Source organism: Cedecea sp. AS113, assembly GCF_037152415.1.
GTDB lineage: Bacteria > Pseudomonadota > Gammaproteobacteria > Enterobacterales > Enterobacteriaceae > Cedecea.
The window spans coordinates 146,229-168,431 of the sequence record NZ_JBBCMI010000005.1; the positions used below are offsets into that span (position 1 = coordinate 146,229).

Genomic DNA, 22,203 nt, shown 5'->3' on the forward strand with positions numbered 1-22,203 from the left:
AGGCAGCGCTATCAATGGCGGGTATGATAAAGCAAATTCTAGACGACAGCATGATGATTTGGGGAGTATATGCAGTATTGGGGAAAAGTACTCGGTGTTGCTTTGGGGTTAATCTCAGGCGGCGGCTTTTGGGGTGTGGTGATAGGTTTTCTTATCGGCCATATGTTTGATAAGGCACGCAGCCGTCGCGGGGCCTGGTTTGCTAACCAACAGCAGCGTCAGGCGATCTTTTTTTCTACCACTTTTGAAGTGATGGGGCACCTCACCAAATCGAAAGGTCGGGTAACGGAAGCTGATATTCAAATAGCGTCTTTATTGATGGACCGAATGCAGCTTCATGGTGAGGCGCGCGCCGCCGCTCAGCGAGCATTTCGCGCGGGGAAAGAAAATAACTATCCGCTCAGAGAAAAGATGGGGCAGATGCGAAGCGTCTGTTTTGGCCGTTCTGACTTAATTCGGATGTTTCTGGAAATACAAATCCAGGCTGCGTTTGCGGATGGCTCGCTGCACCCAAATGAGCGTCAGGTGCTGTATGTGATTGCCGAAGAACTGGGGATCTCGCGTGCCCAGTTCGACCAGTTCTTGCGCATGATGGAAGGCGGCCAGCAGTTCGGTGGTGGCCAATACCAGCAATCGCAAGGCGGCTTCGCGCAGCAACAAAGAGGCCCGACGCTGGAAGATGCCTGCAAGGTGCTTGGGGTAAAAAGCAGCGATGAGCCAACGGTTATCAAGCGCGCGTACCGTAAGTTAATGAGTGAGCACCATCCTGACAAGCTGGTGGCAAAAGGCCTGCCGCCGGAAATGATGCAGATGGCGAAGCAAAAGGCCCAGGAGATTCAGGGCGCTTACGATCTGATTAAAACCGCAAAAGGGTTTAAGTAGAAAAAGGCCTCTCAGTTGAGAGGCCTTTTTTAGAAGTCCGCTGGCGCTTTAAACGTCATTGGCGTACCGTAGCTCGGGTGCGTGATGGTGAGCATCTCGGCATGGAGCTGAAGACGCGGCGCCATGGCAAGCGCTTCTGGCGTCGCGTAGAAGCGGTCCCCGAGAATCGGGTGCCCCAGCGCCTGCATATGCACACGAAGCTGGTGCGAACGCCCGGTAATCGGCATGAGCTGTACACGAGCGGTATTATCCGCCGCGTATTCCAGCACCTGATATCCAGTCTGCGCAGATTTCCCTGTCTCGTAGCATACCTTCTGCTTTGGTCTGTTAGGCCAGTCGCAAATCAGCGGTAGATCCACCAAACCTTCTTCCGGCTGTGGATGGCCCCAAACGCGAGCCACATACTGCTTTTTCGGCTCGCGTTCACGGAACTGGCGCTTTAGCTCGCGCTCTGCCGCTTTGGTCAGCGCCACCACGATCACGCCGCTGGTTGCCATATCAAGTCGATGGACCGATTCCGCCAGCGGGAAGTCGCGCTGAATGCGCGTCATCACGCTGTCTTTGTGTTCGTCAAGACGTCCCGGAACGGACAGCAGGCCGCTGGGCTTGTTAACCACCATGATGTGCTCATCCTGGTACAGGATAACCAGCCAGGGATCGAGAGGCGGATTGTAGGGTTCCATCAGCATTTACTCTGCATCCTTCAAGCTGCAGCCGCGTTGGCTGCTCTCACTTATCCCAGTCACTGACTTTAGTCAGCTCCTGGGAATTCTCTCTTTTGCCGCCTTGCTGCAACTCGAATGATTTGAGTAAAGCGACGCATATTTACTGGTGCGTCACAACGATCAAACGCAGGGCATCAAGACGCCAGTTAGCCTGGCTTAACGCTTCCATCACCTGCTGGTGATTGGTTTCGATAGCCGCAAGCTCGTCGTCACGAATGTTTGGGTTAACGGCTTTCAACGCTTCCAGACGGGACAGCTCAGCGCTCAGCTTCTCATCGGCTTCTTCACGAGCTGCGTCGATCAGCGCCTGTGCCGCATCGGCAACTTTTTCTTCCGCCACCTGCAGAATAGCGTGCACGTCGGACTGCACCGCATTCACCAGTTTGCTGCCGGTATGACGGTTAACCGCGCTGAGCTGGCGGTTGAAGCTTTCAAACTCCACCTGCGCCGCGAGGTTGGTGCCGTTTTTATCCACCAGCATGCGCACCGGCGTCGGCGGCAGGAAGCGGTTGAGCTGCAGCTGTTTAGGCGCTTTGGCCTCTACAACGTACACCAGCTCCAGCAGCAGCGTGCCCACCGGCAGCGCTTTGTTTTTCAGCAGAGACAGGGCACAGCTACCGGTATCGCCTGACAGGATCAAATCCAGGCCGTTGCGGATGATCGGGTGTTCCCAGGTCACAAACTGCGCGTCTTCGCGGGACAAGGCGACGTCACGCTCGAAGGTGATTGTGCAGCCGTCTTCCGGCAGGCCCGGGAAGTCAGGGACCAGCATATGGTCGGACGGAGTAATGACGACCATGTTGTCGCCGCGATCGTCCTGGTTAATGCCGACGATATCAAACAGGTTCATGGCAAAGCTAACGAGGTTAGTGTCGTTATCTTGCTCGGAAATGGCTTCTGCCAGCGCCTGCGCTTTTTCACCGCCGTTGGAATGAATTTCCAGCAGACGGTCGCGGCCCTGCTCAAGCTGTTGCTTCAGGGCATCGTGCTGCTCGCGGCACTGCTTGATCAGCGCGTCAAAGCCTTCGGTATTTTCCGGTGCCGCGAGATATTCGATCAACTGCGGGTAGACGCTGTCATAAATGGTGCGGCCGGTCGGGCAGGTGTGTTCGAAGGCATCCAGGCCAGCATGGTACCAGTCCACCAGGACCGACTGAGCGGTTTTTTCCAGGTACGGAACGTGGATCTGGATGTCGTGCGCCTGGCCAATACGGTCGAGACGGCCAATACGCTGCTCCAGCAGGTCCGGGTTAAACGGCAGGTCAAACATCACCAGCTGACTGGCGAACTGGAAGTTACGGCCTTCTGAGCCAATCTCTGAGCACAGCAGGACCTGAGCGCCGGTATCTTCTTCCGCAAACCAGGCTGCAGCGCGGTCTCGTTCGATGATGGACATGCCTTCATGGAAGACGGCTGCGCGGATGCCTTCGCGCTCACGCAGAACCTGCTCAAGCTGGAGTGCCGTCGCGGCCTTGGCGCAGATCACCAGCACTTTCTGCGAACGGTGGCTGGTCAGGTAGCCCATCAGCCATTCAACGCGTGGGTCGAAGTTCCACCAGGTGCCGGTGTCGCCTTCGAACTCCTGATAAATCTGCTCCGGATACAGCATATCCCGGGCGCGATCCTCCACGGACTTACGCGCGGCCATAATACCGGAGACTTTAATCGCCGTCTGGTACTGGGTTGGCAGCGGCAGGCGAATGGTGTGCAGTTCGCGTTTCGGGAAACCTTTTACGCCGTTACGGGTGTTACGGAACAGCACGCGGCTGGTGCCGTGTCTGTCCATCAGCATGGAAACCAATTCCTGGCGCGCGGCTTCACTGCCTTCGCGTTCGCTGTTGGCGGTTTGCAGCAGTGGCTCGATATCCTGCTCGCCAATCAGCTCACCCATGGTATTCAGCTGCTCATCGGTCAGGCGATCTCCTGCCAGCAGCAAGGCGACGGCGTCTGCAACCGGGCGGTAATTCTGCTGCTCGTCGACGAACATGGCGAAATCATGGAAGCGATTTGGGTCCAGCAGGCGTAAGCGCGCGAAGTGGCTTTCCATGCCCAGCTGTTCAGGCGTGGCGGTCAGCAACAGGACGCCAGGAACATGTTCGGCCAGCTGTTCAATGGCCTGGTATTCACGGCTGGGCGCATCTTCGCTCCACACCAGATGGTGAGCTTCATCGACAACCAGCAGATCCCACTCCGCTTCGCAGAGGTTTTCCAGGCGCTGTTTATTGCGGCGCACGAAGTCCAGCGAGCAAATGACCAATTGTTCGGTGTCAAACGGGTTGCTGCTGTCGTGCTGGGCTTCCGCGTAACGTTCATCGTCAAACAGCGCGAATCGCAGGTTAAAGCGGCGCAGCATTTCGACCAGCCACTGATGCTGCAGTGTTTCCGGCACCACAATCAGCACGCGCTCGGCGCTACCGGCCAGCAGCTGCTGGTGGATGATCATCCCGGCTTCAATGGTTTTACCCAGGCCAACCTCATCCGCGAGCAATACGCGCGGTGCATGGCGGCGGCCAACATCATGAGCGATGTTTAGCTGGTGAGGGATCAGGCTGGTGCGCATCCCGCGCAGGCCGCTCCAAATCTGGCGCGACTGTTCGCTCTGATATTTGCGGGCGCGGAAACGCAGCGCAAAGCGGTCCATACGGTCGATTTGCCCGGCAAACAGGCGATCCTGTGGTTTGCTGAAGACCAATTTGCTGTCGAGAAAGACTTCGCGCAGCAGGACGTCAGACTCTTCGGTATCGAGACGGGTGCCGAGGTAGGCGAGTAAACCCTTTTCTTCCTTAACTTCATCAACTTTCAGCTGCCAGCCTTCATGGCTGGTAATCACATCGCCTGGGTTAAACATCACGCGGGTGATCGGGGAGTCATTTCTGGCGTACAGACGATTTTCACCCGTTGCCGGGAAGAGCAGGGTAACCATACGCGCATCCAGCGCCACCACGGTTCCCAGTCCCAGTTCGCTTTCGGTATCGCTGATCCAACGTTGACCAAGTGTAAAAGGCATAAGTTTTCGGCTCTATTTCAGTGACTTAAATTTGCAGGCAATAGCATGGCAACCGCGCACAGGCGGCGCAGTTGTTTAAAATTGGGTTTAAGGATTCGAAGAAAGGGCGCTATGGTACTGGATGGCAACGGATTCGTCACGCACTCGTCATGCTTCAAATTACGGCGACGCTGGCTGCACGCTCTTAGCGCCTCGCCGTAAGCTGAGTTATGTAGAGGGTTTTTAAAATAGCCCCATCTGCCCCGTCATCAGTGTAGCAAAGTCGTCCTCAAGGAAGGGCAAAATCCCCTCGGCGACGGGCTGCAACTGGCGAGTCAGGTAGTGGTCATAATCCAGCGGAGATTGCTGATAATCAACCGGCTCCGGGCCGCTCAGGGTCATGACATATTTTATCGTGCCACGATTCTGGTATTGCGCCGGCCTGCCCAGACGTTGGTTATATTCATCGGCAAGCCTGGCCGCACGAACGTGAGGCGGCACGTTTTTCTGGTACTCGCTTAACGGGCGACGCAGGCGTTTGCGATAGATCAGCTGTGAATCCAGCTCACCCGACATCAGGCTGGCAATGGTCTCACGGATGTAGTCCTGATAGGGCTCGCCGCGGAAAATTCGCCAATAGAGCGTTTGCTGGAACTGTTGGGCGAGGGGCGTCCAGTCGGTGCGCACTGTTTCAAGCCCTTTAAATACCATGCGCTGTTCGTCGCCCTCCTGAATAAGCCCGGCGTAGCGCTTTTTGCTGCCCTGGTCCGTCCCCCGAATGGTAGGCATCAGGAAGCGGCAGAAGTGCGTTTCGTACTCCAGCTCAAGGGCGCAGTCGAGATTCAGCGTGGTTTTCAGATGCCGTTGCCACCAGGTGTTGACGTACTCGACCAGCTTCCTGCCAATCTGTGCGGCGTCCTTTTCGCTGTGGGCCTGTTTCAGCCAGACAAAGGTTGAATCCGTATCGCCGTAGATAACGTCATAGCCCTGGGATTCAATCAGCGCTTTTGTCTGGCGCATGATTTCGTGACCGCGCATGGTGATCGACGAAGCAAGACGGGGATCGAAAAAGCGACAGGCACTGGTACCCAGTACGCCGTAAAAAGCATTCATGATGATCTTGAGCGCCTGGGAGAGCGGCTTGTTGCCGTGGCGTTTTGCCTCGTCCCGGCCATGCCAGATCTGGCTCACGATCTCGGGCAGGCAGTGTTTGTCGCGGGAGAACCAGCCGCCAATAAACCCTTCAACGGAGTGCGTCACGTCCGGCTGGGCTGTACCTTCGACGAGGCCGACCGGATCGATTAAGAAGGTACGGATAATCGACGGATACAGGCTTTTATAATCGAGCACCAGCACCGAGTCATAGAGTCCAGGACTGGAATCCATCACATAGCCGCCGGGGCTTGCCTGCGGCGGAACCTCGCCCAGATTGGGGGCGACATAGCCTGCACGATGCATACGCGGGAAATAAAGGTGGCTGAAAGCCGCTACCGAGCCGCCGTGTTTATCCAGCGGGAGCCCGTTGACCGTCGCCCGCTCCAGCAGGAAAGGCATCAGCTCAGTCTTGTGGAAAATACGCGTGACCAGCTCGCAGTCTTTGAGGTTATAGGTAGCCAGCGCGGGTTTGTCTTCGGCAAAGCGGCGGTCGATCTCATCCATACGATCCCAGGGATTATCAATCGACTTCCCTTCACCGAGAAGTTCACGGGAGACCGCTTCCAGCGAAAACGAAGAGAAATTCCAGAACGCCGATTTTAGCGCTTCGATGCCGTCGATAATCACCCGGCCCGCAAGCTGGGCAAAGAAAACGCCCTGCTTAAAGCCGTGCTCACGCCATTCTAGCAGGCTGTTGCCGCGGCCCAGACGAAGCGGAACCTGGTAGCGTTCGGCCATTTTTTGCAGCACGCGCAGGTCAAACTGCACGACGTTCCAGCCGATCAGGACGTCGGGATCGTGCTCGGCAAACCAGCTATTCAGTTTCTCCAGCAGCAAAGGGCGGCTGGCGACATATTCCAGCGTAAAGTCCAGGCCCGCAGCATCGCCGTTTTCAGGCCCCAGCATATAGACGTGGCGCTGCCCGCAGCCTTCCAGGCCGATGCAGTACAGCTCGCCGTGTCGATTCGTTTCGATATCCAGCGAGACCCATTTCAACGGCGGGCGGTATTCCGGGGCGGGCTTCAGGCGGGTATCCAGCAGTACATCGCCCTGAGGGTATCCGCTAAACCAGACCGGCGCGGTAATAAAGCGTTCCATCAGGAAGCGCTCCGGAGGGCGAATATCCGCCTCATAGACCGTCACGCCGCCGTCGCGCAGCAGTTTTTCCAGCCTCATTAGCTGGCGGTGCTGTTGACAATACAGGCCCGCCACCGGCTGGCGATGGAAGTCTTTGAGTTCAAGCGGCGTAAGGCGGAACTGGTTTTCACCGGCTAACAGACGCTGCGCCTGGGCTAGCTGCGGCTGGGGAATAAAGGCCACGGATTCCTGCGGCGGCAGGCGCACCTTAAGCGGGCCATCGTCCGTGGCCAGCCAGAAATCGACTTCGGTACCGCGCGGGGTGTCTCGCCAGTGCCTGGTCAGCAGAAACCCCTGACGAGCTTGAGACACGCTGCATTCTCTCTCAGGAAAAGTGTTTCGATTATAGCGCAAACAACCGTTAGTTACTGCATTTATATACAGTGTTGTTGGCCGGGTGTGCGAATTGTCCGGAACTTTACCGTCTATTCTTTATTCATAGAAATGAGACCTTGACGCCTGTCACGTTAATTCTGGAGAATCGCCCGCTCGCTCATCGACGGAAAGCTTATGGAAGCCTTACTGGAACACTTTATTACACAGTCAGTTGCATATTCGCTTATCGCGGTGATGCTGGTGGCCTTTTTTGAGTCGCTGGCGCTGGTGGGACTGATCCTGCCGGGCACGGTAATGATGGCCGGACTGGGGGCGCTGATCGGCAGTGGCCAGGTGAATTTCTATTATGCCTGGGGCGCCGGGATCGTCGGCTGTCTGCTGGGGGACTGGATCTCGTTCTGGCTTGGGCAGCGTTTCAAAGGGCCGCTGCACCGCTGGTCATTTATGAAGAAGAATAAAGCTCTGCTGGATAAAACCGAACACGCGCTCCATCAGCACAGCATGTTTACCATTCTGGTTGGGCGCTTCGTCGGCCCTACGCGCCCGCTGGTGCCGATGGTTGCTGGGATGCTGGATTTACCGCTGGCGAAGTTTTTGCTGCCGAATATCATCGGCTGCCTGCTCTGGCCGCCGCTCTATTTTCTGCCGGGGATCCTTGCCGGAGCGGCCATAGATATTCCTGCGGACATGAAAAGCGCCAGCTTCAAGTGGCTGCTTTTGGCGGTGGCTTTACTGCTTTGGCTGGCTGCCTGGCTGTGCTGGCGTTGGTATCGCAGCGGTAAGCGTGGCTCAGAACGCCTGGCCAGCTATCTACCGCAGGCCCGGCTCAACTGGCTGGCTCCGTTGATGCTGGTGGCGGGCATTGGCAGTGTTGCCGCCTTGCTGCAGCATCCCTTGATGCCGGTTTACTGGGATATCCTGCGGAAAGTGCTGTCGCACTAAGTGCAGATTCCCAACAGCGCGGAGGCGCTTGCCTCCCCGCTGAGCAATGTGCCTGTTTCGCCGTCCCATGCAATACGCCCGTCTTTTACCACGATGCTGCGGCTGGCGATGCGGGCTGCATCTTCAATACTGTGAGAGACCATCAGCAGCGCCAGCCGTTGCTCCCGGCACAGCTCGTCGAGCAGCTGTAGCATCTCTTTGCGCAGCGCCGGATCAAGCGCCGAGAAAGGTTCGTCCAGCAGTAAAACGGGCTGCTGACGAACCAGGCAGCGGGCCAGGGCGACGCGCTGCCGCTGTCCGCCGGAAAGCTGAGACGGCAGACGGTCCAGCATGTCAGTTAACCCCACGCGTGCCGTTATTTCCCGCAGTCGCCGCTTCTGGGCTTCATTAAGTTTCATTCCCGGATGCATGCCCAGGGCGATATTTTGCCGGACGGTCAAATGGCTAAACAGATTATTTTCCTGGAAAAGCATGGAAACCGGGCGAGCTGAAGGCGGTGTCCGGGTGTGATCCACGCCGTCGATGACGATGTTGCCGCTGGCAGGCTGCAGGAACCCGGCGACCAGGCTCAGTAACGTACTTTTCCCCGCCCCGCTTGGCCCCAGGATGGCGATTCGTTCCCCCGCCGCAACCTTCAGGGAAAAGCGCATGGGTAAGTGCTGGTACAGCCAGGTTACATCAGTCAGAGTTAGCATCTTGCCCCGGAAGTTTTTCAATCAAGGTAAACAGCATAAAACAAAGCAGCAGCAGAAGTAGCGCTGTGACAGCGCCTTCCTGGCTGCGGTAAGAGCCGATCTGCTGATACAGCCAGAAGGGCAGCGTGCGGAAATCTTCATTGCCGAACAGCGCCACCACGCCGAAATCGCCAATCGACAGGACGCAGGCAAAGGCCAGTGCCTGGGCTATCGGGCGTTTCAGCGCTTTTAGCTCAATAAATCGCAGGCGATTAAAGCCGCTGATATTCAGCGACTGGCAAAGCTGAGTGTAGCGTTCTGCCACGTCTCGCATGGGGTTTTCGAGCACCTTTAAGGCGTAAGGAATCGCCATCAGCGCATTGGTAAAAATAACAATAGCGTCGGCGGATTGCGGCAGGCCCACGGTATTGTTTAGCAGCAAGAAGAAGCCGGTGGCGAGGACGATGCCCGGCATCGCCAGAATCAACATGCCGCTAAGTTCAATGGCCTGCCCGGCGAAGCGTTGGTTACGCAGCCGAAGTTCACGCGAACTCCAGAGCAGCATCAGCGTCAGCGTCACGCTGACAAGCCCGGCGGCAGTGGCAATTCTCAGTGAAGTCCAGAGCGCGTTCCAGAGCGCTGGCTGCCGCAGCACGCTGCCCATGCTGCCGTTAATCCCATCGACCATCACCGCTAGCAGCGGGGGGAGCAGCAGCACCAGGGCGAGCACAATAAGCAGGCCATCACTAAGTTTTCGGCGCAGAGAATCCTGTGGATCGCGCCAGCCCTGAAGCTGGCTGACGCCGACGGGAATCGCCTTGCTTAGCTTCTGACTCAATAACACCAGGCCAAGGCAGCACGCCATTTGCAGCAGAGCCAGCAATGCCGCTTTGGCGGGATCGTAGTCGTAGCTTAATGCCTGAAAAATGGCCAGCTCGATGGTGGTTGCCTGCGGGCCGCCGCCCAGAGAAAGCACGGTGGCGAAGCTGGCGAAGCAAAGCATAAAAATCAGGGCGCCAACCGGGAGTAGCTGGCGGCGCAGCCAGGGCCACTCGACGAAACGGAAGAAATGCCAGCCCTGCATCCCCAGCTGTGCCGCCAGCTGACGCTGTTCCGAAGGGATATTGTTCAGCGCCTGCAGCAGAAGACGGGTCGCCATCGGCATATTAAAGAAGACGTGCGCCAGCAGGATGCCCTGCAGGCCATAAGGGGAAAAGTGCCATTCAACGCCCAGCCAGCCGCAGAGCGTGGCCAGCCAGCCTTCTCGCCCATAAACGGAAAGAATACCGAAAACGGCGACCAGCACCGGCAGCACCAGCGTCATGGCGCACAGCCTCAGCAGCGCCAGTCGGCCAGGAAAGCGGCGGCGGTAGAGCGCGCGGGCTAAAAAGATGGCCGGGAAAACGGAAAGTGCGGCGGAAAGAAAGGCCTGCCAGAAGGAAAAGCGCAGGACGTGCCAAAGATAGTCGTCCCGCAATATGGCAAAGACATCCGTCTGCGGAGCGTTAAGCCACAGCGCCAGAAAAGCCGCCAGGGCTACCGCCACGACCAGCGTTGCGGCAAAGAGCCCTGGATACAGCCAGCCTGGTATTAGCGGCTGACGGCGCGTTGCCATTCATTGATCCATTCTGCGCGCTGGGTGGCCACCTGCTGAGGGAGAAATTCCAGTGTGGTTTGCGGCTTCACCAGGCTGTCGAAGCCCGCAGGTAATGCCACGTTGGTCACCGGATACATCCAGTTGCCGGTAGCAATGGTGTTCTGGAAACCTGGCGTGGTGATGAATTTGATAAATTTCTCGGCGAGTTCAGGCTGCTTGCTGTTCGCCAGTCGGCCCGCAACTTCAACCTGCAGGTAATGCCCTTCGCTAAAGTTCGCGGCGGCGTAGTTGTCTTTCTTCTCTTCGATGATGTGGTAGGCCGGGGAGGTGGTGTAGCTCAGTACCAGGTCGGCTTCCCCTTTCAGGAACAAGCCGTAAGCTTCGCTCCAGCCTTTGGTGACGGTGACGGTTTTTTTCGCCAGCTTTTGCCAGGCTTCCGGGGCTTTGTCGCCGTACACTTTTTGCATCCACAGCAGCAGGCCAAGCCCTGGAGTGCTGGTGCGCGGATCTTCGTAAATGACCTTCCATTTTTGATCGCTTTCAACCAGCTCTTTCAGGCTTTTTGGCGGGTTTTTTAGCTTGTTCTTGTCGTATACGAAAGCAAAGTAGCCGTAATCGTAAGGCACGAAGGTGCTGTTCTTCCAGCCGCCTGGCACCTGAAGGACGCCGCTTTCTATATTAGAAGGCGCAAACAGTTTGGTTTGCGTGGCGGCCTCTACCAGGTTGTTGTCCAGCCCCAGCACGACATCCGCTTTGCTGTTCTTGCCTTCCATGCGCACGCGGTTCAGCAGAGAAACGCCGTCTTCCAGCGCCACAAATTTCAGCTCGCAGTTACAGTCGGCCTCAAAGGCTTTTTTCACCGCCGGGCCAGGGCCCCAGTCGGCGGCGAACGAGTCGTAGGTGTAAACGGTTAATACAGGTTTAGCGAAAACGGGCATGGCGGCCAGCGCCAGCAGCGGCAGAAATTTTTTGAACACTTTGCACCTCAGTAAAAGGGGGCAAAGGAATTGAGTTGAGTGTCTCAAATCCCTTCGCCGGCGTTATCCGGATCAGGTTCGACGGGTATTATCTCAGCGCGGACAAACTGTCCTGGCACCCCGTTGAGCAGGGAGGATTCTACTGATTTCCTTTGGGTTACGGAAGTCATGTTACGAAAGCGTTATGGGCCCGGTGGGGCAAACCAGGCAGATTTGAAATCAAACCAGCCTAGCGTGTTCATCCTCACCCCACGCATACTGCGCTGGCCTTCAATGCGCAACCAGTGGTGAATCAATGGGATAACGTCATTGCGCTCCAGCATTTGCTTGCACCACTCAGGCAGGGCCAGCGTTTTGCTGTGCCAGCGACGGGCATCGCCCTGCCAGTCGCCAGGGATGCATTTTTGAATCAGCGGGACTTCGTAAAGCTGGGCAAACAGAGAGTATTCCAGCGGCATGGTGAAGTTCACGCTGTTCAGCCAGATGTCGCTTTCGGCCTCGCCCTGATGCCACTCAGCATAGTCTATCTCCTGCACAACCAGCTTCACGCCCTGCTCTGCCAGTAATTCGGTCATGATGCTACTGATCACCCGGTGCTCTACGTGGTCGCGGTAGTAGGTGAGCGTTATGCTCTCCAGGCCGGCAGGTTTAGGGAGCAACGGCCCGGGCCTCGAATGGTGCCAGCGGGGGAGCAAACCATAAGCCGGGAACCAGTACTGCTGATACTGCTCTGTAGCGCGGTAGATAAGGTTAACCGGGGAGAGAATATGCCCAATCCACTGGCGCACGCTTTCGTCAACGCCAAGGCTGGATCGGCTGTCGAACAGCAGATAGTAGCAACCTTCTTCCGGGCGGCTTTCCACGGCTTTTTCGCTGTCCGGCATGCCCTGGAGCTGCACGCCGCAGCTGGACTCCTCGCCAACTTCCGGCAGTACCCAAAAGTTGACCTCGTCAATGAGCGCCCGGAAGCCAAAGTAATCATCAAAGGCGTGGATCTTCAGCTGGTTGCGGTTGTTCCGAGCCACGGAATAGGGGCCCGTGCCGATGGGCTGGCTGGCGAAATTTGTCATCGTTGTCCATTCGCGCGGCAGGATCATGGCGTTCACGCTGCCCAACAGCCACGGCAGCCAGTCATCAGGCTGACTAAGGTGGATATCCAGTGTCCAGATAGTCGGCGAGGTGATTTGCGTGATATGGGCAAAAAGCGGCAGAGCGTTGATGCGCTGCAGGGAAGAGATGATATCGAGCATGTCCAGCTCGCGACCGTGATGGAAATGGATGCCTGGGCGCAGGAAGAAGCGCCAGCGTAAAGGGGAAATTTGCTGCCAGTGGTGAGCAATGTCCGCTTCGAGTTCCCCATTTTCCTCATTTATTCGCGTCAGGCCGCTAAAAATCTGGCGGGCGATGTGGGTTTCTGAGCGACGCAGCGCCGAGCCGGGCAGCAGATTTAGCAGCGGGCGATAGTAAAGGACTCGCAGAATATGTCGGCCCTGGCGAAAGCTGCGGCCAAGATGAGAAATCAGCATCTGGCGGACAGCGGCTTTGTCGCCGACGATTTGAACCAGCTGATCGATGCGATCCTGCTCCAGCAGATCTTCCGCCCGCTGCTGCTGAAGCGCCAGCCCGGTATAGAGGAAAGTGAGCTGCGAGCGCTTGCCTCGTCCGGCTTCCGCCTGCCAGCTTAGCCAGCCTTTTTCCTGCATCGCATTAAGCAGCGTACGCATATGGCGGCGGGAACAGCTCAGCAAATCCGCTAAATCATTGAGCGTGGTTTCCTGAGGTTTGCCTTCGCAGCATTGCCACAGGCGGATGAATTGTTGTTGCAGGCGTGACGAAGACATAAAAGAGGAACTCCTGGCGGAAACTCATCAATTTAACTCTCCCTATATTACGTCAATAATGATTCCCGATGAAGCGAGGAGGTGTTTATGAAGCGGTCATCACCTGCGAAGTTTTTCCAACAGTACTTTGCCGCAACACAGTTTGTTTGCTCTGGATGGCTGGCTCGCCTGACGGTGGAGCAAAGACTAAGGATGCTCGAAGACTTGATGCAGTGGGAGGTTACAACCCCGATGCCCGAGAACGCCAACGCGCCGACTCATGTGTGACTGAGTATTGGTGCTTTTCACCGGCCAGCAGCTGTTTACTGCTGGCTTTTTTCGTTTAATCTTTATGCATTTAACAAATACCTCTGACGACATCTCCTTTTAAGGACATTCCATGCTCTGGTTTTTGACCCGCGCACGCCGTTTTAACCCTGTTTACGCTGCCTTCATGGCCGTCTCTTTTATGATTGGCGTGGCCGGGGCGTTGCAGGCACCGACGCTTAGCCTGTTTTTAACTCGAGAAGTCGAAGTGAGGCCGTTTTGGGTCGGCCTGTTTTACACCGTTAACGCGATTGCCGGGATTGGCGTCAGTTTGCTGTTGGCCAAAAGGTCGGACAGTCGGGGCGACCGGCGAAAACTGATTATGGTTTGCTGCGCGATGGCGGTGGCAAACTGCGTTCTGTTTGCCTTTAATCGTCATTATCTGACGCTGATTACGCTTGGCGTGATGTTTGCCTCAATAGCCAATACCGCCATGCCGCAGATTTTTGCCCTGGCGCGTGAGTACGCCGACCGTTCTGCCCGCGAAGTGGTGATGTTCAGCTCGATCATGCGGGCGCAGCTTTCTCTGGCGTGGGTTATCGGGCCGCCACTCTCTTTTATGCTGGCGCTGAAATATGGCTTTACCACGATGTTTCTTATCGCTGCCGGGATATTCGTTATTTCACTGGCGCTGATTATTTTCGCGCTGCCGTCCGTGCCGAGAGTTGAGCAGCCCGCAGAGGTGGCAATAACGCAGGTCAGCGGCTGGAAAGACAGTAACGTGCGGATGCTCTTTATCGCTTCGATGCTGATGTGGACTTGCAACACCATGTACATCATCGATATGCCGCTGTGGATAAGCCAGGATCTTGGGCTGCCGGATGAGCTGGCGGGGTTATTAATGGGCACGGCTGCAGGGATTGAGATCCCCGCGATGATCCTCGCCGGCTACTACGTGAAACGCTTTGGAAAACGTAACATGATGGTGGCGGCGGTTGTTGCTGGCATCCTGTTTTATGTTGGGCTGATTCTGTTCCACTCTAAAACGGCATTGGTGATCTTACAGTTGTTTAATGCGGTGTTTATCGGGATTATTGCGGGGATAGGCATGCTGTGGTTCCAGGATTTGATGCCGGGAAGGCCGGGATCTGCAACGACGCTATTCACCAACAGTATTTCAACGGGCGTGATTCTGGCTGGGATACTGCAGGGCGCGTTGGCGGAAGGTTTTGGTCACTATTCTGTTTACTGGCTGATGGCGGCGCTGGCGGTGGTCGCGCTGTTCCTGACTAGCCGGGTTAAGAACGTTTGATTTGAGCCGCTATTGAAGCGGCTTATCAAGTAAAAGCAAAAAGGAAAACGATATTGCATTGTTTAAGCCGTGCAAAATTATTGGCACAATCAGGCTGCCGGAGTAAACACGGGCCAGGCAGAGAATCACCGAAAAGATAAACAGGCTAATAAAAGTCGTTGCGTTCTGATATTGCGAGTGGCTGAAGGCAAAAAGAACGGATGCCATCAACATAGCGGCGTTTTTACCCACCTTGCCATACCCTTCACCTGCATTTAATAAAAAACCTCTAAAAATAACTTCTTCTACAATGGGAGCCAGTAAAGTGGCTGTGAGTGCTACCAGCACTAAACTGCGCGCAGGTAGCTGCTCTATGCTTTGCATCCAGGGTTCAGGGGAGCCGGTAAATTGTTGAATAATAACCAACATAAATAATGCAATTGCCGGAAGTATCAGTCCAGAGGGGGTGACTTTCCCTAAAGGCAACGTCCTATAATGATTTTGATAGCGTCGCCAGATAATCAGGGTATACGGTAACCAAAAGCAGATGATCAGCGCGGGTATCGCCATACCTGACCGGAATAGACCTGTAAATCCAGGCAGCATTGTGGCGAAAATGGATAATGCATACCAGCCAATCCAGGCTCCGATACAGATGAGTAAGTGAAGTAGCCTGTCCTGATTTTTAAGCATAAATCCGTCATTGTGGCTGTAAGTGATAAAGAGAACAGACAGCATTTCTTGCTGGCCCATCCGTGGCTTATTAAAGACGTGTCGTTATAAATAACGCTTTAGCATTATGCATTTAGTGCGGGAAAAGTGAATATCTGGCGGGTGTTAATACTGAAATAAAAGGGGCGCTGAGAAGACGCCCCTTTTTGTATTACCGCATAAACGCTGGCAGTTTTTGCTCGTAGCCAGAAATAGCGGCTTCGTGCTGCAGCGTCAGGCCGATGCTGTCCAGGCCGTTCAACATGCAGTGACGGCGGAAGCTATCCAGCTCGAACGAATAGCTTTTCTCACCCGCCTGAACCGTCTGTGCTTCAAGGTCGACGACAAACTTAATGCCGGGCTGGGCATCGACCAGCTTGAACAGCTCATCAACCTGCTCATCGCTCAAGATAACCGGCAACAGCTGGTTGTTAAACGAGTTGCCATAGAAGATGTCCGCGAAGCTTGGCGCAATGACCACTTTGAAACCGTAGTCGGTTAATGCCCACGGGGCGTGCTCGCGCGAAGAGCCGCAGCCGAAGTTTTCACGCGCCAGCAAAATAGAGGCGCCTTTAAATTCCGGGTAGTTCAGCACGAACTCCGGGTTAGGCACTTGCCCGGCATCGTCCAGAAAACGCCAGTCGTTAAACAGGTGGGCGCCAAAACCGGTGCGGGTGACCTTCTGCAAAAACTGCTTCGGGATAATGGCATCGGTATCGACGTTCGCCGCGTCCAGCGGAACGACCAGGCCGGTATGTTGGATAAATTTCTCTGCCATGGTAGTTCCCCTTATTTCAGTGTACGAATATCGGCAAAATGACCGGAAACAGCGGCGGCGGCTGCCATCGCCGGGCTGACCAGATGAGTACGCCCGCCACGGCCCTGACGACCTTCGAAGTTACGGTTGCTGGTGGAGGCGCAACGCTCGCCTGGATTCAGGCGGTCATTGTTCATGGCCAGGCACATGGAACACCCAGGCAAACGCCACTCAAAACCGGCTTCAATGAAGATCTTATCCAGCCCTTCAGACTCGGCCTGAGCTTTAACCGGACCTGAGCCTGGCACAACCATGGCCAAAACGCCTGGTGCGACTTTGCGACCTTTGGCGACTTCAGCTGCTGCGCGCAGATCTTCGATACGCGAGTTGGTGCAGGAACCGATAAAGACTTTATCGATAGCCACTTCGGTCAGCGGAATACCCGGTTGCAGGCCCATATAGGCCAGCGCTTTTTCTGCCGAGGCACGTTCTACTGGATCGCTGAAGGATTCTGGGTTAGGGATATTGTCGGTAACAGAAATTACCTGGCCCGGGTTGGTTCCCCAGGTCACTTGCGGGGCAATGTCGGCGGCGTCTAAGGTGACGATGGTGTCAAATTTAGCGCCTTCGTCGGTGCTGAAGGTTTTCCAGTACTCGACGGCTTCATCCCAGGCCGCGCCTTTAGGGGCGTGCAGACGGCCTTTCACATAGCTGAAGGTGGTTTCATCCGGCGCAACAATCCCGGCTTTGGCCCCCATTTCGATAGCCATGTTGCACAGCGTCATGCGGCCTTCCATGCTCAACGCACGAATAGCGTCGCCGCAGAATTCAACCACGTGACCGGTGCCGCCGGCGCTGCCGGTTTTACCGATGATGGCCAGCACGATATCTTTGGCCGTGATCCCTGGAGCTGCTTGGCCCTGAACTTCAATTTTCATGGTTTTCGCACGACCCTGTTTCAGAGTCTGCGTTGCCAGGACATGCTCAACTTCGGAAGTCCCAATCCCGAAAGCCAGCGCGCCGAATGCGCCGTGAGTGGCAGTATGGGAGTCGCCGCACACGATGGTCATGCCCGGCAGGGTGATCCCTTGTTCTGGCCCCATAACGTGAACGATGCCCTGATAAGGGTGGTTCAGATCGTACAGCTCAACGCCAAACTCTTTGCAGTTCTTCATCAGTTCCTGCATCTGAATACGGGCCATCTCGCCGGAGGCATTGATGTCCTTAGTTTGGGTCGACACGTTGTGGTCCATTGTGGCGAAGGTTTTCCCCGGCTGACGAACCGGGCGGCCATGGGCGCGCAATCCGTCAAAGGCCTGCGGGGAAGTCACTTCATGCACCAGGTGGCGATCGATATACAGCAGCGGTGTCTCTTCCGGGGCTTCATACACGACGTGGGCGTCGTACAACTTCTGATATAAGGTCCTGGCCATGATTATTTCCCCTGAGCGATGTAGCGGGCAATGATATCGCCCATTTCGTCGGTGCTGACTGCGTGACCATCGCGGGCTAAATCCCCGGTACGGTGGCCTTCTTCTAACGCGCGATTAATGGCGCTTTCGATAGCCTGCGCGGCTTCCTCAGCATCCAGGCTATAGCGCAACAGCAGCGCCAGCGACAGGATCTGCGCGATAGGGTTGGCAATGTTCTTCCCGGCGATATCCGGTGCTGAACCACCCGCAGGTTCGTATAAGCCAAAGCCTTGTTCGTTGAGGCTGGCAGAAGGCAGCATGCCCATAGATCCGGTGATCATGGCGCACTCGTCGGACAGGATGTCTCCGAACAAGTTGGAGCACAGCAGAACGTCGAACTGCGATGGATCTTTAATTAACTGCATGGTGGCGTTGTCGATATACATGTGGGACAGCGACACATCCGGGTATTCTTTAGCGATTTCGTTGACGATTTCACGCCACAACAGTGAGGTTTGCAGCACGTTTGCTTTATCAATGGAGGTCACTTTGCTGCGGCGTTTGCGGGCAGATTCAAAGGCGATGCGTGCAATGCGCTCGATCTCAAAGCGGTGGTAAACCTCGGTATCGAAGGCTTTCTCGTGCATACCGCTACCTTCACGGCCTTTCGGCTGGCCGAAGTAAATCCCGCCGGTCAGTTCGCGAACGCACAGAATGTCGAAGCCGTTAGCTGCGATGTCGGCGCGCAGCGGGCAAAACTCTTCCAGCCCCTGATACAGACGCGCAGGGCGCAGGTTGCTGAAGAGTTTAAAATGTTTACGCAACGGCAGCAGGGCACCGCGTTCAGGCTGTTCTGCTGGCGGCAGATGTTCCCATTTCGGGCCACCTACAGAGCCGAACAGAATCGCATCGGCCTGCTCACAACCTTCGACTGTGGCCTGCGGCAGCGGGCTGCCGTGGCGATCAATCGCGGCACCACCGACGTCATAGGAGCTGGTGCTAATGCGGATATCAAAGCGATTGCGAACTGCATCCAGTACTTTCAGGGCCTGAGCCATCACTTCCGGGCCAATACCGTCACCCGGCAAAACTGCAATATGGTAATTTTTCGACATTACACGGTTTCCTGATTTTGTTCTTTATTCTGATGTTGAGCTTTGCGTTGCAATTCTTTTTCGACTTCACCGGCACGCCAGATGTTGTTCAGCACGTGGACCATGGCTTTGGCTGATGATTCGACGATGTCGGTTGTCAGCCCTACGCCGTGGAAGCGGCGGCCGTTGTAATCCACCACGATATCTACCTGGCCCAGGGCGTCTTTGCCTTGCCCTTTGGCGGTTAAGCTGTATTTCACCAGCTCAATGTTGTAATCGGTGATGCGGTTAATGGCCTGATAGACCGCATCCACCGGGCCGTTACCATTTGCTGCTTCTGCTTTGACCTCTTCGCCGCAAACCAGCTTCACGGATGCCGTCGCGATACCGTTAGAACCCGACTGCACGCTGAAATAATCTAGGCTGAAGTGCTCAGGCTCTTCCTGCTGCTTGTTGATGAAGGCCAATGCTTCCAGGTCGTAGTCAAATACCTGGCCTTTTTTATCTGCCAGTTTCAGGAAGGCGTCGTACAGGTTATCCAGATTGTAATCAGCCTCTTTGTAACCCATCTCGTCCATGCGGTGCTTCACCGCGGCCCGGCCGGAGCGTGAGGTCAGGTTCAGCTGTACCTGATTCAGGCCGATGGATTCTGGCGTCATGATTTCGTAGTTTTCGCGATTTTTCAGCACGCCGTCCTGGTGAATACCGGAGGAGTGGGCGAAGGCGCCAGTGCCGACGATAGCTTTGTTGGCCGGAATTGGCATGTTGCAGATTTGGCTAACCATCTGGCTGGTGCGCCAGATTTCCTGATGATTGATATTGGTGTGCAAGTTCATGATGTCCTTGCGCACCTTGATAGCCATGATGACTTCTTCCAGTGAGCAGTTACCCGCGCGTTCACCGATACCGTTCATTGCGCCTTCCACCTGGCGAGCACCCGCGTGAACTGCCGCCATGGCATTACCTACGGCCAGCCCCAAATCGTCGTGGGTGTGCACGGAAATAATCGCTTTATCAATGTTCGGCACGCGCTCATACAAACCGGTGATGATGTTGGAGAACTCAAACGGCATGGTGTAGCCGACGGTATCCGGGATGTTAATGGTGGTTGCGCCTGCGTTGATCGCGGCTTCGACTACGCGAGCCAGGTCGGCAATCGGCGTGCGGCCAGCATCTTCACAGGAAAATTCTACGTCATCGGTGTAGTTACGGGCGCGTTTCACCATATAAATAGCGCGCTCAATGACTTCATCCAGCGTACTGCGTAGCTTGGTGGCGATGTGCATTGGAGAGGTGGCGATGAAAGTATGAATACGGAAGGCTTCAGCGACTTTTAAGGATTCAGCGGCAACATCGATGTCTTTTTCAACGCAGCGAGCGAGGCCACAAACGCGGCTGTTTTTGATATTGCGGGCAATAGTCTGTACGGATTCGAAATCACCGGGGGAAGAGACAGGGAAGCCGACTTCCATGACGTCGACGCCCATACGTTCCAGCGCCATAGCGATCTGCAATTTCTCTTTTACGCTCAGGCTTGCCTGTAAAGCCTGTTCGCCGTCGCGCAATGTGGTATCAAAAATAATGACTTGCTGGCTCATGGTTCGGTCCTTTATCTCTTTGGGTGCCTTCGCGACGAGCATAAAAAAACCCGCGCATTGGCGCGGGTTTTTTCTGTCTGAAGGCTTGAATCAACGCTGATTGTCGCCCACCAGTCTACCGCGCAAATAAGATGCGTTTAGTAGTAGACCAAGTAGGCGGACGGTGCGATTCATGTTTCAAGCCCTGTGCAATTTCGTGATGTATTTATTGGTACTTGATCTCAACGCAGGTGTCAACCTTTAGGCCGGTTGTGGGATCGCTGGGCCGATGCGTTCGTCGTGTTTGCTCAGTGAAAGATACCGAGAAAATGTCTTTTCTTAATATATTAATTAAGATTAAAAGGCGTAATATCGTCTGAGAATAGACTGAATTTAAATAATTCATCTTATGAATATGATAGAACTGATGTATTGTTCACGGGCTGACAGATTTCTTATTACCCATCCGGTGATTTACTGGTTTTTATTGAGTGGTTTTATTGCTTCAGTAATAACTGTTCTGGTTAATTGAGTCGTTATAAATTCTTGTCAGAAAGATATTAAAATGAAATTTCCAACTTATGCATTGTGGAATGGCACTCTATTTATTACTGGAGTAAAAATGGATTCTAAAATACATAAGAGTCGGGAGACTCTGGATGCAATAAGACCTCTGTTACGTAATGTAGACTTAAACCTGCTGACTGTTTTTGACACGGTAATGAGGGCACAAAGTATTACCGGTGCAGCCAGGCTGTTGGGGATGTCTCAGCCAGCCGTCAGCAACGCCGTGTCCCGGTTGAAAACCACTTTCAAGGATGAGTTATTTGTTCGCAATGGGCGGACGATACAAGCAACAGCCAGAGCTTTTCAGCTTTATGACGTGATTCGTGACGCCTTACAGATGGTCCAGAATGAGCTACCGGAAGGGGACTTTGATCCTCTAAGGAGCAAGCGGCAGTTTACGCTTTGCGTTGCCAGTCCTTTAGACAGTAAAATAATGTCACGTATTTTAGATACGATGAAATATAAGGCACCAAACGTTCAATTAATTTTTAAATCTTCTTTCAATGAAGATATTGAGCGGCAGCTACGCTATCAGGAAGTTGATTTTTTGATTTGTTATGATCAAATCTCTCGGCCTGAGTTTAAAAGAATCCCACTGTTTGAGGATGAAATCGTTTTAGTCACTGGCCAGGAGCACCCTGGTTTTTGTTCTCCGCTAACGACGCGTGATTTCTATAATCAGCAGCATGCGGTGGCTTCTCCAGAATGTTATGGCTCCTTCAGTTCACCGTGGTATGACACGTTGAATAAGCAAAATGCGATTGCCTATCAGGGAATGGCAATGACCTGTGTATTAAATGTGGTTTCACAAACACGGCTTGTGGCACTTGCACCACGCTGGTTGGTTGATAGTGTTCCTAATGAATTGAATCTAAGAGTGTTTCCTGTGCCTTTTATCAAAAGAAAGCGTACTTGTTATTTATCCTGGTATGGCTCAGTCGGGCAAGAAAAGGGGCATTTGTGGATGAAAAATCAGATAGCAAAAAGCTTATGTCAATAACGTTACCAGTATTATGGATGCTCGGGCCTGAACAGCCCGTTTTCACTTTTTTATGTTAGAAAGGCAGTATTTTGTACTTTAGCATTTTCTGGTGGCCTCTTCCTCACAGCTTAATAATGCTAAATTAATACATAACGCACTGTGATTCCCCGCATCTTTGGCATATTCGTCATTAGTCACCCTCTCTATTTAGTCGATCGCTCCGCTATGCCTGATTTTTATAGAGGTGAGTGCAATTTCTTCTCTTCAGGTTGCTCTGGCGGGTAATTGCCTGACGGATCTTGAGCGGTTATGTT

Annotated in this window: 18 protein-coding genes and 1 riboswitch; of the genes, 5 read left to right on the plus strand and 13 right to left on the minus strand. The window is 54.6% G+C overall.

Annotated elements, in window-relative coordinates; genetic code table 11:
- Positions 1-69: 69 nt before the first annotated feature.
- Positions 70-882, plus strand: a complete 813-nt coding sequence (gene djlA, locus WFN87_RS07965) for a co-chaperone DjlA (protein ID WP_166993515.1) — start codon at positions 70-72, stop codon at positions 880-882.
- Between the two features lie 29 nt (positions 883-911).
- Here djlA and rluA read toward each other — a convergent pair whose 3' ends face one another.
- The 3 genes from rluA to polB all read right to left on the minus strand — a co-directional run bounded on the left by rluA (position 912) and on the right by polB (position 7,197).
- Entirely contained in the window at positions 912-1,571 is a 660-nt protein-coding gene (rluA, locus tag WFN87_RS07970; protein ID WP_008461732.1) for a bifunctional tRNA pseudouridine(32) synthase/23S rRNA pseudouridine(746) synthase RluA, read from the minus strand.
- 136 nt (positions 1,572-1,707) lie between these two features.
- Positions 1,708-4,614 (minus strand): RNA polymerase-associated protein RapA, encoded by a 2,907-nt coding sequence (gene rapA / locus WFN87_RS07975; protein WP_336982819.1) that lies wholly within the window; start codon positions 4,612-4,614, stop codon positions 1,708-1,710.
- A gap of 222 nt (positions 4,615-4,836) precedes the next feature.
- Entirely contained in the window at positions 4,837-7,197 is a 2,361-nt protein-coding gene (gene polB / locus WFN87_RS07980) for a DNA polymerase II (RefSeq protein ID WP_336982821.1), read from the minus strand.
- 198 nt (positions 7,198-7,395) lie between these two features.
- On the opposite strand from polB, the gene WFN87_RS07985 reads away from it, so the two are divergent.
- Positions 7,396-8,163: a DedA family protein gene (locus WFN87_RS07985; protein WP_336982823.1), complete on the plus strand. Its 768-nt coding sequence runs from the start codon at positions 7,396-7,398 to the stop codon at positions 8,161-8,163.
- Here WFN87_RS07985 and thiQ read toward each other — a convergent pair.
- The 4 genes from thiQ to sgrR all read right to left on the minus strand — a co-directional run bounded on the left by thiQ (position 8,160) and on the right by sgrR (position 13,252).
- Positions 8,160-8,858, minus strand: coding sequence for a thiamine ABC transporter ATP-binding protein ThiQ (thiQ, locus tag WFN87_RS07990; protein WP_336982825.1), 699 nt, complete (start codon positions 8,856-8,858; stop codon positions 8,160-8,162). The two genes, WFN87_RS07985 and thiQ, sit on opposite strands and share 4 nt — an antisense overlap.
- On the minus strand, positions 8,842-10,452 hold the full coding sequence (gene thiP, locus WFN87_RS07995; RefSeq protein ID WP_336982826.1) for a thiamine/thiamine pyrophosphate ABC transporter permease ThiP: 1,611 nt from the start codon (positions 10,450-10,452) through the stop codon (positions 8,842-8,844). The genes thiQ and thiP overlap by 17 nt, the downstream gene beginning before the upstream one ends.
- Complete coding sequence (gene thiB / locus WFN87_RS08000) at positions 10,428-11,411, minus strand: thiamine ABC transporter substrate binding subunit (RefSeq protein ID WP_336982828.1); 984 nt, start codon at positions 11,409-11,411, stop codon at positions 10,428-10,430. Before thiB ends, thiP begins: the two co-directional genes overlap by 25 nt.
- A gap of 31 nt (positions 11,412-11,442) precedes the next feature.
- Positions 11,443-11,544, minus strand: a riboswitch (TPP riboswitch).
- A gap of 49 nt (positions 11,545-11,593) precedes the next feature.
- Positions 11,594-13,252: an HTH-type transcriptional regulator SgrR gene (sgrR, locus tag WFN87_RS08005; protein ID WP_008461747.1), complete on the minus strand. Its 1,659-nt coding sequence runs from the start codon at positions 13,250-13,252 to the stop codon at positions 11,594-11,596.
- An 87-nt stretch (positions 13,253-13,339) separates the two neighbouring features.
- Between sgrR and sgrT the strand changes: the two genes are divergently transcribed.
- On the plus strand, positions 13,340-13,519 hold the full coding sequence (gene sgrT, locus WFN87_RS08010; RefSeq protein ID WP_008461749.1) for a glucose uptake inhibitor SgrT: 180 nt from the start codon (positions 13,340-13,342) through the stop codon (positions 13,517-13,519).
- A gap of 112 nt (positions 13,520-13,631) precedes the next feature.
- Positions 13,632-14,810 (plus strand): sugar efflux transporter, encoded by a 1,179-nt coding sequence (locus WFN87_RS08015; protein WP_166993529.1) that lies wholly within the window; start codon positions 13,632-13,634, stop codon positions 14,808-14,810.
- A gap of 9 nt (positions 14,811-14,819) precedes the next feature.
- Here WFN87_RS08015 and WFN87_RS08020 read toward each other — a convergent pair whose 3' ends face one another.
- From WFN87_RS08020 to leuL, 6 genes are all read right to left on the minus strand, one after another.
- Complete coding sequence (locus WFN87_RS08020) at positions 14,820-15,542, minus strand: CPBP family intramembrane glutamic endopeptidase (protein ID WP_336982831.1); 723 nt, start codon at positions 15,540-15,542, stop codon at positions 14,820-14,822.
- Between the two features lie 130 nt (positions 15,543-15,672).
- Entirely contained in the window at positions 15,673-16,278 is a 606-nt protein-coding gene (leuD, locus tag WFN87_RS08025) for a 3-isopropylmalate dehydratase small subunit (RefSeq protein ID WP_008461753.1), read from the minus strand.
- Positions 16,279-16,289: 11 nt separating this feature from the next.
- Positions 16,290-17,690 (minus strand): 3-isopropylmalate dehydratase large subunit, encoded by a 1,401-nt coding sequence (leuC, locus tag WFN87_RS08030; RefSeq protein WP_336982832.1) that lies wholly within the window; start codon positions 17,688-17,690, stop codon positions 16,290-16,292.
- 2 nt (positions 17,691-17,692) lie between these two features.
- Complete coding sequence (gene leuB / locus WFN87_RS08035) at positions 17,693-18,784, minus strand: 3-isopropylmalate dehydrogenase (RefSeq protein WP_166993533.1); 1,092 nt, start codon at positions 18,782-18,784, stop codon at positions 17,693-17,695.
- A complete protein-coding gene (gene leuA, locus WFN87_RS08040) occupies positions 18,784-20,361 on the minus strand; it encodes a 2-isopropylmalate synthase (RefSeq protein WP_008461762.1) in 1,578 nt (525 codons plus the stop codon). Before leuA ends, leuB begins: the two co-directional genes overlap by 1 nt.
- Positions 20,362-20,451: 90 nt before the next feature.
- Positions 20,452-20,535: a leu operon leader peptide gene (leuL, locus tag WFN87_RS24150; RefSeq protein WP_139827388.1), complete on the minus strand. Its 84-nt coding sequence runs from the start codon at positions 20,533-20,535 to the stop codon at positions 20,452-20,454.
- A 427-nt stretch (positions 20,536-20,962) separates the two neighbouring features.
- On the opposite strand from leuL, the gene leuO reads away from it, so the two are divergent.
- Positions 20,963-21,907: a transcriptional regulator LeuO gene (gene leuO / locus WFN87_RS08045; protein ID WP_336982884.1), complete on the plus strand. Its 945-nt coding sequence runs from the start codon at positions 20,963-20,965 to the stop codon at positions 21,905-21,907.
- Positions 21,908-22,203 lie beyond the last annotated feature (296 nt).

Bases quoted from the DNA above. Each gene is read 5' to 3' on its own strand.
- leuA (WP_008461762.1), bottom strand. From the start codon at position 20,361: ATGAGCCAGCAAGTCATTATTTTTGATACCACATTGCGCGACGGCGAA.
- leuB (WP_166993533.1), bottom strand. From the start codon at position 18,784: ATGTCGAAAAATTACCATATTGCAGTTTTGCCGGGTGACGGTATTGGC.
- leuL (WP_139827388.1), bottom strand. From the start codon at position 20,535: ATGAATCGCACCGTCCGCCTACTTGGTCTACTACTAAACGCATCTTAT.
- leuC (WP_336982832.1), bottom strand. From the start codon at position 17,690: ATGGCCAGGACCTTATATCAGAAGTTGTACGACGCCCACGTCGTGTAT.
- leuO (WP_336982884.1), top strand. From the start codon at position 20,963: ATGGATTCTAAAATACATAAGAGTCGGGAGACTCTGGATGCAATAAGA.
- sgrT (WP_008461749.1), top strand. From the start codon at position 13,340: ATGAAGCGGTCATCACCTGCGAAGTTTTTCCAACAGTACTTTGCCGCA.
- rapA (WP_336982819.1), bottom strand. From the start codon at position 4,614: ATGCCTTTTACACTTGGTCAACGTTGGATCAGCGATACCGAAAGCGAA.
- djlA (WP_166993515.1), top strand. From the start codon at position 70: ATGCAGTATTGGGGAAAAGTACTCGGTGTTGCTTTGGGGTTAATCTCA.
- leuD (WP_008461753.1), bottom strand. From the start codon at position 16,278: ATGGCAGAGAAATTTATCCAACATACCGGCCTGGTCGTTCCGCTGGAC.
- thiQ (WP_336982825.1), bottom strand. From the start codon at position 8,858: ATGCTAACTCTGACTGATGTAACCTGGCTGTACCAGCACTTACCCATG.
- WFN87_RS08020 (WP_336982831.1), bottom strand. From the start codon at position 15,542: ATGGGCCAGCAAGAAATGCTGTCTGTTCTCTTTATCACTTACAGCCAC.
- sgrR (WP_008461747.1), bottom strand. From the start codon at position 13,252: ATGTCTTCGTCACGCCTGCAACAACAATTCATCCGCCTGTGGCAATGC.
- thiP (WP_336982826.1), bottom strand. From the start codon at position 10,452: ATGGCAACGCGCCGTCAGCCGCTAATACCAGGCTGGCTGTATCCAGGG.
- rluA (WP_008461732.1), bottom strand. From the start codon at position 1,571: ATGCTGATGGAACCCTACAATCCGCCTCTCGATCCCTGGCTGGTTATC.
- WFN87_RS07985 (WP_336982823.1), top strand. From the start codon at position 7,396: ATGGAAGCCTTACTGGAACACTTTATTACACAGTCAGTTGCATATTCG.
- WFN87_RS08015 (WP_166993529.1), top strand. From the start codon at position 13,632: ATGCTCTGGTTTTTGACCCGCGCACGCCGTTTTAACCCTGTTTACGCT.